Origin of the sequence: Streptococcus pseudopneumoniae, assembly GCF_001076775.1 — a bacterium.
GTDB classification, from domain to species: Bacteria; Bacillota; Bacilli; order Lactobacillales; family Streptococcaceae; genus Streptococcus; species Streptococcus pseudopneumoniae_G.
In genome coordinates this window covers 120,537-132,621 of record NZ_JVGV01000016.1, presented here as the reverse complement: position 1 = coordinate 132,621, position 12,085 = coordinate 120,537, and the positions used below count along the sequence as shown (strand labels likewise).

The window sequence follows — 12,085 nt, the reverse complement described above, 5'->3', positions numbered from 1 at the left end:
CTGTACTTGAGTACGGCAAGGCGACGTTGACGTGGTTTGAATTTGATTTTCGAAGAGTATTAACAATTTAGAAACGCTATGATTCCACTCCTTTTACATTAAAAAGGAACTGCATAAAGCAATCCCTTTCTGATTTTGAAATTATTTACTTAACATTTTATAGTTGAGATAATCAATAGCCCATCTATAAAAAGAGTTATAGTAAAATTCCTTATTTATTGATTTCAAGCTCCGACAACTGTGTTTGAATAACTGACAGTTCTGCACCAGCCTGAAGAAGAGCAGCTGCAGTATAGGCACCTTCTACAATTGGAACCCTATTGATCATGATACTTTTATCACTGAAATCAGCCACCATTTCTAAGTTCATTTTAGCAGAACCTAGGTCAAAAAAAGCTAATAAAGTATCTGCTGGATTTTCGGAAACAACCCTATCTACTTGATCAAAACTTGTTCCAATTCCTCCATCTTCGGTTCCTCCTACATAAGTAATCGGAACATCTTTAGCTACTTCACTAATCAGCTCAACGACACCTTGTGCAATGTTTTTGGAATGTGAAACGATAACAAGACCAACACTTCCCATTAAACCACCCCAGTTTCTAAAAGAGCAGTAAAGAGTAATCCTGATGAGAATGATCCAGGATCAATATGTCCAAGAGAACGTTCTCCTACATAAGATGCCCTTCCTTTAGTTGCAAGTAAATCTTTGGTAGCATTCACTACCTTATCAATAACCTCTTGAGTCAATTGACCAGCAGACAAGGCAGCAATAACAGGAGTCCAAACGTCAACCATTGTCTTTTCTCCAACTTCTGCTTTCCCACGTTTGACAATCATATCCAGACCACTTTGTAAAATTTCTTCTAATTTCGAATTAGAATCAGCCTTGGCCATGCCCATAAAAGCAGAGCCATACAAGGGACCAGAAGCACCGCCTACCTTACTCAGTAGTTGCATTGAGACAAGCTTAAACACATCACTGCTGGTCTCAAATTGCTTTCCTTCTAAATTTTCCATCACTGCAACCATGCCACGCGCCATATTTCCACCGTGGTCTCCATCTCCTATAGGGGTGTCTAGCTCACTAAGGTAATCTTTCTGTTCTTGAATCTTTTCATTAAAAAGCTTCATCCATTCAAGAGCTTGTTCAGCATTCATTCGACATTTCCTCCTTGAGTTTTACCAAGCTGGGGTAGTAACAGGTGCATTTAGAGCATCCAACCACTCATCATCTGCCAATCGAATCAATGTCAATGACAAACCAGCCATATCAATTGAGGTCATATAGTTTCCAATTTTCTTAAATGCCAACTCAACACCTTTTTCATGGAGTAATTTAGCCACATCATTTGCAAATACGTATTGTTCCATAAGAGGAGTGCTTCCTAAACCATTGATGAGAAGGCCATAGCGTTCACCAGCTTTAAGTTGGAAACCTTCAGATAATTTTTCAACCAATTCCGAAGCCAATTGTGCTGAAGGTTGCATTTTCTCTTTTTTATATCCAGGCTCACCGTGAATACCAACACCATATTCAAATTCATCATCTTCTAGAACAAATCCTGGTTTCCCAACTTCAGGGACAGTTGCTCCAGACAAGGCAAGGCCAATTGTTTTAATTTCTAACACAAGTTTGTCGGCCAATTCCTTCATTTCAGCTAATGATTTACCAGAACGAGCTGCAGCCCCCAAAATTTTATGGACTAAAATAGTACCCGCAACACCTCGACGGCCTTGGGTATAGAGACTATTTTCAACCGCAATATCATCATCGACTACAACACTTGCTACATCAATACCTTCCATTTCAGCAAGTTCTTGTGCAATTTCAAAGTTCATAATGTCACCAGAATAGTTCTTGATGACCATGAAAACTCCAGCACCTTCATCAGCCGCCTTAATGGCTTCTAAAATTTGGTCCGGAGTAGGTGAAGTGAAAACTGCTCCACAAATGGCAGCAGACAACATTCCATCTCCTACAAATCCAGCATGACTTGGTTCATGTCCTGAACCTCCACCTGAAATGAGTCCAACTTTTCCTGTCTTTTCTGCCTTTCTAACGATGACATCAAAACCATCTAAGCGTTCTACCAAGTCATCATGCATGAATGACAATCCCTGCAACATTTCATCAACAACCTGTGTCGGTTCATTTATAATTTTTTTCATGAGAAACTCCTTTCGGCATTTACCTTTGTTTTCGCTTTCATTATATATTTTTTATTGCTGGATGATAAGGGACAGATTCTATTATTTGTCCCCTTTTAAACCCGTTTAAAACATTTTTTTGGTAAAATGAAGTAAGTAAAAGAAAGGCTTCCTATGGCATCATCACTCATTACAAAAAAACGAATTGCCAAGGCATTTAGAGACCTATTAGCTACTAGAGAATTTGACAAAATCTCTATTGTAGAGATCATGGAATCAGCTGGCATTCGTAGACAGACCTTTTATAATCACTTTCTTGACAAATATGAACTGCTAGACTGGATATTTGAAAATGACTTAACCGAGTATATCACCAATAACTTGGACTTCATTTCAGGCCAAAAACTATTACAAGAATTATTTCTTTATTTCGAACAAGAGCGTGACTTTTATATTCAACTTTTTGATATTCAAGGACAAAATAACTTTTATGACCACTTTATCAGCTACTGTCGCTTGCTTGTATCAAAAATTTTAAGAGAATACGGTCAGATTGATAGCGATTCATCTGCTTATACTTGTTTTTTGTTAGACTATCATTCACATGCTCTAGCAGAAATCGTGAAGGCTTACGTCAATAAAAAAAGTCTAGTTCCACAACCAGACTTTCTAATCATGACAATTATTGGAAAGAGACCACAATGACATTTATTTCAAATCATAAACAGAAAATTATTTCAAGTTACATTTCGGCAACTGTCAGCAGTCATCCTGAATTAGAAAAACACCCTACTTTACCACTAGTCTATCAAAAAGATCGCAATCCTCATCAGGTTCCAATATTGTCGGGTGGAGGTTCCGGTCACGAACCTGCGCATATTGGATATGTGGGAGAAGGAATGCTTACTGCTGCTATCTATGGCCAATTATTTACTCCTCCTACAAGAACTGAAATCTTAGAGTCCATTCGTTTTTTAAACAATGGTCACGGTGTCTTCATCATTGTAAAAAATTTCGAAGCAGACATCAAAGAATTTAGCTGGGCCATTAATACTGCTAGACAAGAAGGAATTAAGGTCGGCTATAGTCTAGCACACGACGATATTTCCATTGAACCTCACAATAGATTTCAAATTAGAGGAAGAGGGCTTGCAGGGACAATCTTACTTCATAAAATCCTAGGATTTGCAGCTCAAAATGGTGCCGACATAGAGCTACTAACTGATTTAGGTCATGAACTTGCTCCCGAAATAGCAACAATTGGCTTTGCAACGAAATCGGCTAGTCTCCCCCAAGCCACCCGTCCACTATTTAACTTAGAAGAAGGAAATATTTCTTATGGTATTGGGATACATGGCGAAGAAGGCTATCGTATCGTCCCATTCCAATCATCGGAAATCCTGGCAAATGAAATTATAAGTAAATTAAGATTGCACTATCATTGGAAACATGGGGATCAATTTATATTGCTTGTAAATAATCTAGGCACTACCAGCAACTTAGAAATGGGCATATTTATCAATGATCTCCTTCAACTCTTAGAAATTGAAGGAGTCACTATTACTTTTATAAAATCAGGAACATTTATGACCAGTCTAGATATGGCAGGTATATCCGTAACTCTTTGTCCCGTAAAAAATAAACAGTGGTTAGAAGCGCTCAATGCTCCAACGACAGCTTTTGCATGGTAATTTGCTTGTATAACTCAAAAGGGCTACATCACTTGATAGCCCTTTGCTTTTATCTTACTTTTAAAAGAACTCATTCTTTCTATTTCAAATAGTCCATCTATCCTTTACAATTCTTCCGATGAGCTTTGAGTTTTTTCAGAGCCCAATCATAGTGGCTTGACGTGCTACTAACAAAGTAGGAACCTAGACTTGTTCCGCCGGTCCACTTATAGCCACCTTTGGTAAAGAGTTCTTCATTGCTAAAAACTTCTATCAACTCTAAAACCTTCCTATGTGATTGTTCTTGGAGTCTAGTCGCTTCTTCTAAGGAGGTTTTCTGGTGCTTCTTCCAAAAAGCGACATTCATTTCTCCATAAGTTTTCCAAGTATAAGGTTCAGGGAGAAAAGGTCTTTCGTGACCTTCTTGATTAGAATGTACCCAAGTCAAAAGTAACTGCTGCCATTCATAAAGATGGATCAAGACATCCCGTAGATTTTTATCCCTTTTCCAGTGAGCTTCTTTTTTCTTTAGGTCTCTTGAAAAATCAAATGGAGTCTGTAGCTCATCTTCACTTAATTGAGAGATGAAGAGGTTAAGCTTTTCATAATTTTCCTTAGAGACCAGCATTAGCTCCTCTTTTGTTTTCGGTCTAGGCACAGAGTTCTCCCTTCATATTGTTAGTTATTATTAGAAATTTTTTATCCTTTAAATCTCTATAACTTATCCTTTAATTTCTCAACAAAGAGATAGGCAGCTGGACAGGTCAAAGTATTCTTAATCGTCAAATGGTTGATTTGATGGATTTTTTTACGGTCCGTATGGGGAAACTCTCGACAGGCCTTTGGACGAACTTCATAGATGGAACAGAGATTATCTCCTCCTAGAAAGGGACAAGGCATGGATTTAAAAACCTTATCACCATCTTCATCTACCTGCAGAAACTCCGCTTCAAAAGCTGGTAATTTCATCTTAAAGTACTTAGCAATACGAGTGATGTCTGCTTCCTTGAAGTCAGGTCCCAATGTCTTACAGCAGTTAGCACAGGCAGTGCAATCAATCTCCTCAAAGACTTCTTGGTGAATCTGTTGGGCTATCTTATCCAGATTTTTTGGTGGTTTTTTCTTTAAATTGGCTAAAATTTTACGGTGCTCCTTTTGCTTTTGCAAGGCTAGCTGGTGGTAATACTCAATATCAATTTCTTTAGACATGATTTCTCTCTTATTCTATTTGTTTCTCCTATTATATCATGCCTCTTCATCATTGAAAAGTGGACTTCACAAGACTATACTATTCCCGAATGTATCAAAAAACCTTGCAACTAGGTTACAAGGTTAATGACATTAATCGAAGTTAACGTATTCTTTTTGAAGTTCAAGGACTTCTTCCATTGTTGAACACTCTGTAAGGGCACGGTTAGCGTACTCTTCCATCTTAGCAGTGTCCAATTTCTTCATCAAGCTACGTGTACGAAGTACAGATGTTGCTGACATAGAGAACTCATCCAAGCCCATTCCGACAAGAAGTGGAACAGCTTTTTGGTCACCAGCCATCTCACCACACATACCAGCCCATTTACCTTCAGCGTGAGCTGCCTTGATAACGTTGTTGATCAAGCGAAGGATTGATGGGTTATATGGTTGGTAAAGGTATGAAACTTGCTCGTTCATACGGTCTGCTGCCATTGTGTATTGGATCAAGTCGTTTGTACCAATTGAGAAGAAGTCAACTTCTTTAGCAAATTGGTCTGCAAGCATCGCTGCTGCAGGAATTTCAATCATGATACCAACTTGGATATCATCCGCAACTGCAACTCCTTCAGCAAGAAGGTTTGCTTTTTCTTCATCAAAGACTGCTTTAGCTGCACGGAATTCTTTCAATAGGGCAACCATTGGGAACATGATACGCAATTGACCATGAACAGAAGCACGAAGAAGGGCACGGATTTGTGTACGGAACATTGCATCTCCAGTTTCGGCAATAGAGATACGAAGGGCACGGAATCCAAGGAATGGGTTCATTTCGTGTGGCATATCAAAGTAAGGAAGTTCCTTATCTCCACCGATATCCATTGTACGAACAACCACAGGCTTACCATTCATTCCCTCAAGAACAGCCTTGTATGCTTCATACTGCTCATCTTCTGTTGGGAAGTCTTGAGAGTCCATGTACAAGAACTCTGTACGGTAAAGTCCAACAGCTTCTGCACCGTTGTTGTTAACACCTTCAACGTCTTTTGGAGTACCGATGTTAGCTGCCAACTCGAAGTGTTTACCGTCAGCAGTCACTGTTTGAGCATCTTTCAAAAGTGCCCACTCAGCTTTTTGTTTAGCATAAACTTCACCAGCTGCTTTAAATTCTGCCGCTTGTTCATCTGTTGGGTTGATAATGACTTCACCAGTAATTCCGTTAACGGCAAGGATATCACCGTCTTTCACCACTTCAGTGATGTTATTTGTTCCCAATACAGCTGCAATTTCAAGTGTACGTGCCATGATAGCTGAGTGGCTTGTACGTCCACCGATGTTTGTTACAAAAGCTTTTACAAAGTTTTTGTCCAATTGAGCTGTATCAGATGGTGTCAAGTCATGCGCAATCACAATTACTTCTTCATTGATAGAAGCTGGATTTGGCAATTTTTTACCAAGAAGATTTGCCAATACACGTTTTGTCACGTCGCGGATATCCGCTGCACGTTCTTGCATGTATGGATTGTCTTCCATACCTTCAAAGATAGTGATGAACATGTCAGTCACTTCTTTAAGACCTGCTTCAGCATTGACTTTCTTAGCACGGATTGTTTCTTTAATCTGACCAATCAATTCTGGGTCAGCAAGAACCATCAAATGAGCGTCAAAAACTTGAGCCGCTTCTTCACCAAGCGTACCTACAGCTTTCTCACGGATAAGAGAAAGCTCGTTTTGAGAAGCTTCAAGAGCTACATCCAAACGAGCCTCTTCTGCGTTTGTATCTTCGACTGAAACAGTATCGAATGACAAATCCGGTTGAACGAGTAGATATGCTTTTGCAACGGCAACACCATCAGATGCTGCGATTCCTTTAAGCATTTCTGTCATTTTCCTTATGCCAATCCTTCTTTTTCCATTGTTTCTGAGATTGCAGCGATAGCGTCATCTGCATCTGCACCTTCAGCTGAGATAGTTACGTCAGCACCTTGGCCAACACCAAGACTCATAACACCCATGATTGATTTAAGGTTAACCGATTTACCTTTGTACTCAAGAGTGATATCTGAAGCAAATTTGCTAGCAGTTTGTACCAACAATGTTGCTGGACGTGCGTGAATACCTGTTTCTGCCACTACGTGGAAATCTTTAGAAGCCATAGTTTGACTCTCCTTTTGTTCTTTCTTTTTTGAGTTATATGTGATAACCCTTACAATTTGGTATTATATCATCTTCTAGGATTTTTTTCAAGCATTTTATGGGATTTATTCGATTTCCTTTCAGATAACTTGCTGAAAATCTTCTATTTTAGATAACAAAACACAGGATATAGTTTTTCAAAAAACAACTTATTGGATAATTATCACTATTTTACAAAACAAACACTACATATTGTGTTTTGTGAGCTTGAACAGAAAAATAGACCACTATATTTAGTTTTAAATCGTTGACAAATTTTTATTTTCTGATATACTAAGAAAGTAATCTATTTTGAAAGAGGAGTTACACAATGGTAACCGTTTATTCTAAAAACAACTGTGTCCAATGTAAAATGACCAAACGTTTCTTGGACAGTAATAATGTCGCTTATCGTGAAATCAATCTTGATGAGCAACCTGAGTACATCGATCAAGTTAAAGAGCTTGGTTTCAGCGCTGCTCCTGTTATCCAAACACCAACTGAAGTCTTTTCAGGTTTCCAACCAGGAAAACTGAAACAATTAGCATAATCTTAGTACATCATCCAGAAGAAACTGCTTCTAGGGCTAACTTAGAAGCCTTTCTTTTGTAATTAGATAAGGGAAATTTTATGGGATTAAAACATCTTGAGGACGTGACTTACTTCCGTCTCAATAACGAAATCAACCGTCCTGTCAATGGACAAATCATGCTTCATAAAGATAAGGAAGCCTTGGATGCCTTCTTTAAAGAAAATGTAGTTCCAAACACTATGGTTTTTGATTCAATCAAGGATAAAATCAACTACCTCATTGAACACAACTACATCGAAACAGCCTTTATCAAGAAATACCGTCCAGAATTTTTGGAAGAATTGTCTCAATTTATCAAAGACCAAAACTTCCAATTCAAGTCTTTCATGGCTGCCTATAAGTTTTACAATCAATATGCTTTGAAAACTAACGACGGTGAATATTATCTTGAAAGCATGGAAGACCGTGTCTTCTTTAACGCCCTTTATTTTGCTGATGGGAATGAAGCTATTGCAATCGATATTGCCAATGAAATCATCCACCAACGCTACCAACCTGCTACTCCTTCCTTCTTGAATGCTGGACGTGCTCGTCGTGGGGAGTTGGTATCCTGTTTCTTGATTCAGGTAACAGATGATATGAACTCTATCGGACGTTCTATCAACTCAGCCCTTCAACTTTCACGTATCGGTGGTGGTGTGGGAATTACTCTCAGCAACCTTCGTGAAGCTGGTGCTCCTATTAAAGGATATGAAGGAGCAGCTTCTGGCGTCGTTCCAGTTATGAAACTTTTCGAAGATAGCTTCTCTTACTCAAACCAATTGGGTCAACGTCAGGGTGCTGGTGTTGTCTACCTCAACGTCTTCCACCCAGATATTATCGCCTTCCTTTCAACTAAGAAAGAAAACGCCGATGAAAAAGTTCGTGTTAAGACCCTTTCACTTGGTGTTGTGGTGCCCGATAAATTCTACGAATTGGCTCGTAAAAATGAAGAAATGTACCTCTTCAGCCCTTACTCAGTAGAGCTTGAGTATGGTGTGCCATTCAACTACATTGACATCACTGAAAAATACGATGAATTGGTCACAAATCCAAATATCCGCAAGACAAAAATCAAGGCGCGTGATTTGGAAACTGAAATCTCTAAATTGCAACAAGAGTCTGGCTACCCTTATGTCGTCAACATTGATACGGCTAACCGTGCAAACCCTGTTGATGGTAAGATTATCATGAGTAACTTGTGTTCTGAGATTCTTCAAGTTCAAGAACCAAGCTTGATCAACGATGCTCAAGAATTCCTGCAAATGGGAACAGACGTTTCATGTAACCTTGGTTCAACCAACGTGGTTAACATGATGACTTCACCTGACTTTGGACGTTCTATCCGTGCTATGGTTCGTGCCCTTACTTTCGTTACAGATAGTTCACACATCGTAGCTGTTCCTACCATCGACCACGGAAATAGCCAAGCTCATACCTTTGGTCTTGGTGCCATGGGACTTCACAGCTACCTTGCCCAACAATTGATTGAATATGGGTCACCTGAGTCTGTTGAGTTTACTAGCATCTACTTTATGCTTATGAACTACTGGACTTTAGTTGAGTCAAACAATATTGCGCGTGAACGTGGTATCACCTTCCACAACTTTGAAAAATCAGACTATGCTAACGGAAGCTACTTCGACAAGTATGTGACTGGCGAGTTTGTTCCAAAATCAGACCGTGTTAAAGAACTCTTCAAAGATGTCTTTATCCCAAGTGCCGCTGACTGGGCTGAACTGCGCGACAAGGTTCAAGCAGATGGTCTTTACCACCAAAACCGCCTTGCTGTAGCGCCAAATGGTTCTATCAGTTACATCAATGACGTTTCTGCTTCTATTCACCCGATTACACAACGTATCGAAGAACGTCAAGAAAAGAAAATCGGGAAAATCTACTACCCTGCTGCTGGCTTGTCAACAGAAACCATTCCTTACTACACTTCTGCTTACGACATGGATATGCGTAAGGTGATTGATGTCTATGCTGCTGCAACTGAGCACGTGGACCAAGGACTTTCACTCACCCTCTTCATGCGTAGTGACATTCCAAAAGGTCTTTACGAATGGAAGAAGGAAAATAAGCAAACGACACGTGACTTGTCTATCCTTCGTAACTATGCCTTTAACAAGGGTATCAAGTCTATCTACTACGTCCGTACCTTTACAGATGACGGTGGAGAAGTCGGTGCCAACCAATGTGAAAGCTGTGTGATTTAATCTTTGCTTGAGGAAACTACATTTTCTCAGATAAGTATTCATTCACCCTGCTAAACTAAACTGGAATAAGCATCTATACTATGAAATAACAAAAAGTCGGGCTTCCGACTTTTTGTGCGATACTCCTCTAGAATTATGATAAAATAGAAGTAATTGTGAGTTCGCAATACTAAACACAGAAAGAGATTTCAAAATGGAAACTTACTACAAAGCCATTAACTGGAATGCCATCGAAGATGTCATCGACAAATCAACTTGGGAAAAACTGACGGAGCAATTCTGGCTTGATACACGTATTCCTTTGTCAAATGACTTGGATGACTGGAGAAAGCTATCAAATGTAGAAAAAGACTTGGTTGGAAAAGTCTTTGGTGGTTTAACCCTTCTCGACACTATGCAATCTGAAACAGGGGTTCAAGCCCTTCGCGCAGACATCCGTACACCACATGAGGAAGCTGTTTTCAATAACATCCAATTTATGGAATCTGTCCACGCAAAATCTTACTCATCAATCTTTTCAACCTTGAATACAAAGGCTGAGATTGAAGAAATTTTCGAATGGACCAATACCAATCCTTACCTACAAAAGAAGGCTGAGATTGTCAACGAAATCTACCTAAACGGTAGCCCACTTGAAAAGAAAGTAGCCAGCGTTTTCCTTGAAACCTTCCTCTTCTACTCTGGTTTCTTCACTCCCCTCTACTACCTTGGTAATAACAAACTAGCCAACGTTGCGGAAATCATCAAACTGATTATTCGTGATGAGTCTGTTCACGGAACTTACATCGGTTATAAATTCCAACTCGGTTTCAATGAATTACCTGAAGAAGAGCAGGAAAAACTCAAAGAATGGATGTACGACCTGCTCTACACTCTTTATGAAAACGAAGAAGGCTATACAGAAAGCCTCTATGACGGTGTTGGCTGGACGGAAGAAGTCAAGACCTTCCTTCGCTACAATGCTAACAAGGCACTCATGAACCTGGGACAAGATCCACTCTTCCCAGATTCAGCTGACGATGTCAACCCAATCGTTATGAACGGTATTTCAACAGGAACTTCCAACCACGACTTCTTCTCTCAAGTCGGAAATGGTTACCTCCTTGGTGAAGTTGAAGCTATGCAAGACGATGACTACAACTACGGTTTGGACTAAGGTCATCTATTTTATAAGTGATAAAAACATCATGGTTTGTTTAAAACAACCATGATGTTTTTGTTTTTGTTTTCTTTTGTTTTTTAAATTGATTGATTGAATACTTTATGATAAAATAGTAATAGAAATAGAGGTGATAACGATGTTAAAGCAGGAAAAACTAGATAATATTCTAGAAACGGTAAATACAAAGGGAACTATTACTGTAAAAGAAATTATGGCTCGCTTAGATGTATCAGATATGACTGCTAGACGCTACTTGCAAGAGTTGGCAGACAAGGATTTACTTGTTCGGGTGCACGGTGGAGCTGAAAAAATTCGCACAGGTTCCATTTTAAACAATGAACGTTCCAATATCGAAAAACAAAGCTTACAAATCGCAGAAAAACAAGAAATTAGCCGTTTTGCAGGCCATTTAATTGATGAAGGGGAAACAATTTTTATTGGGCCAGGGACAACCTTGGAATCTTTTGCCCGTGAACTTCCAATTGATAATATTCGTGTTGTAACAAACAGTTTACCAGTATTTCTCATCCTAAACGAACGAAAACTAACAGATTTGATTTTAATAGGTGGAAACTATCGCTCTATCACTGGAGCCTTTGTGGGAACACTAACCTTGCAAAATCTTGCCAATCTCCAATTTTCTAAAGCCTTCGTTAGCTGTAATGGTATTAAGGACAATGCGATTGCGACCTTTAGTGAAGAGGAAGGTGAATCCCAACGCATCGCCCTCAACAATTCCAATAAAAAATACTTACTAGCTGACAATAGTAAGTTCAATAAATTTGATTTTTATACCTTTTACAATATCTCTGATATTGATACCATCGTTTCAGATTCTAAACTGAGCAAAGAAACGTTTGAACAACTTTCAAAACAAACAAAAATTATTCTTTCTAAACCATAAAACTGAAGATTGATAAAAAATAAAATGCGTCATATCAAGAAAATA

General features: G+C 39.0%; 13 protein-coding genes. 6 read left to right on the top strand and 7 right to left on the bottom strand.

Going from position 1 to position 12,085, the window contains the following annotated elements; genetic code table 11:
- Positions 1-211: 211 nt before the first annotated feature.
- Genes dhaM through dhaK form a run of 3 tightly spaced genes read right to left on the bottom strand, consistent with a single transcriptional unit; the run spans position 212 to position 2,172 of the window.
- On the bottom strand, positions 212-586 hold the full coding sequence (gene dhaM / locus ADJ60_RS04135; protein ID WP_049543605.1) for a dihydroxyacetone kinase phosphoryl donor subunit DhaM: 375 nt from the start codon (positions 584-586) through the stop codon (positions 212-214).
- Positions 586-1,161 (bottom strand): dihydroxyacetone kinase subunit DhaL, encoded by a 576-nt coding sequence (gene dhaL, locus ADJ60_RS04130; RefSeq protein ID WP_049543603.1) that lies wholly within the window; start codon positions 1,159-1,161, stop codon positions 586-588. Before dhaL ends, dhaM begins: the two co-directional genes overlap by 1 nt.
- A 21-nt stretch (positions 1,162-1,182) precedes the next feature.
- Positions 1,183-2,172, bottom strand: a complete 990-nt coding sequence (gene dhaK / locus ADJ60_RS04125; protein WP_049543602.1) for a dihydroxyacetone kinase subunit DhaK — start codon at positions 2,170-2,172, stop codon at positions 1,183-1,185.
- 153 nt (positions 2,173-2,325) lie between these two features.
- Here dhaK and dhaS point away from each other — a divergent pair, with 153 nt between their 5' ends.
- Together dhaS and dhaQ are read left to right on the top strand one after the other, a co-directional pair.
- Positions 2,326-2,856, top strand: a complete 531-nt coding sequence (gene dhaS, locus ADJ60_RS04120) for a dihydroxyacetone kinase transcriptional activator DhaS (protein WP_049543600.1) — start codon at positions 2,326-2,328, stop codon at positions 2,854-2,856.
- Positions 2,853-3,842 (top strand): DhaKLM operon coactivator DhaQ, encoded by a 990-nt coding sequence (gene dhaQ / locus ADJ60_RS04115; RefSeq protein WP_049543598.1) that lies wholly within the window; start codon positions 2,853-2,855, stop codon positions 3,840-3,842. Before dhaS ends, dhaQ begins: the two co-directional genes overlap by 4 nt.
- Before the next feature lie 97 nt (positions 3,843-3,939).
- Here dhaQ and ADJ60_RS04110 read toward each other — a convergent pair whose 3' ends face one another.
- The 4 genes from ADJ60_RS04110 to ADJ60_RS04095 all read right to left on the bottom strand — a co-directional run bounded on the left by ADJ60_RS04110 (position 3,940) and on the right by ADJ60_RS04095 (position 7,165).
- Entirely contained in the window at positions 3,940-4,479 is a 540-nt protein-coding gene (locus ADJ60_RS04110; RefSeq protein WP_049543596.1) for a ClbS/DfsB family four-helix bundle protein, read from the bottom strand.
- Positions 4,480-4,535: 56 nt separating this feature from the next.
- The gene (locus ADJ60_RS04105; protein WP_049543594.1) at positions 4,536-5,030 is read right to left on the bottom strand and encodes a YkgJ family cysteine cluster protein; all 495 of its coding nucleotides are present in this window, start codon (positions 5,028-5,030) and stop codon (positions 4,536-4,538) included.
- Positions 5,031-5,162: 132 nt separating this feature from the next.
- Positions 5,163-6,896 carry a phosphoenolpyruvate--protein phosphotransferase gene (ptsP, locus tag ADJ60_RS04100; RefSeq protein ID WP_049543591.1) on the bottom strand — a complete coding sequence of 578 codons (1,734 nt, stop codon included), beginning with the start codon at positions 6,894-6,896 and terminating at the stop codon, positions 5,163-5,165.
- A 5-nt stretch (positions 6,897-6,901) separates the two neighbouring features.
- Positions 6,902-7,165: a phosphocarrier protein HPr gene (locus ADJ60_RS04095; RefSeq protein ID WP_000146947.1), complete on the bottom strand. Its 264-nt coding sequence runs from the start codon at positions 7,163-7,165 to the stop codon at positions 6,902-6,904.
- Positions 7,166-7,515: 350 nt separating this feature from the next.
- Here ADJ60_RS04095 and nrdH point away from each other — a divergent pair, with 350 nt between their 5' ends.
- The 4 genes from nrdH (at position 7,516) to ADJ60_RS04075 (ending at position 12,040) form a co-directional block, all read left to right on the top strand.
- A complete protein-coding gene (gene nrdH, locus ADJ60_RS04090) occupies positions 7,516-7,734 on the top strand; it encodes a glutaredoxin-like protein NrdH (RefSeq protein ID WP_000259240.1) in 219 nt (72 codons plus the stop codon).
- An 80-nt stretch (positions 7,735-7,814) separates the two neighbouring features.
- Positions 7,815-9,974, top strand: a complete 2,160-nt coding sequence (gene nrdE / locus ADJ60_RS04085; protein WP_049543589.1) for a class 1b ribonucleoside-diphosphate reductase subunit alpha — start codon at positions 7,815-7,817, stop codon at positions 9,972-9,974.
- A gap of 193 nt (positions 9,975-10,167) precedes the next feature.
- On the top strand, positions 10,168-11,130 hold the full coding sequence (nrdF, locus tag ADJ60_RS04080; RefSeq protein WP_000451386.1) for a class 1b ribonucleoside-diphosphate reductase subunit beta: 963 nt from the start codon (positions 10,168-10,170) through the stop codon (positions 11,128-11,130).
- A gap of 142 nt (positions 11,131-11,272) precedes the next feature.
- Positions 11,273-12,040 (top strand): DeoR/GlpR family DNA-binding transcription regulator, encoded by a 768-nt coding sequence (locus ADJ60_RS04075; RefSeq protein WP_000917572.1) that lies wholly within the window; start codon positions 11,273-11,275, stop codon positions 12,038-12,040.
- The last annotated feature ends 45 nt before the right edge of the window (positions 12,041-12,085 follow it).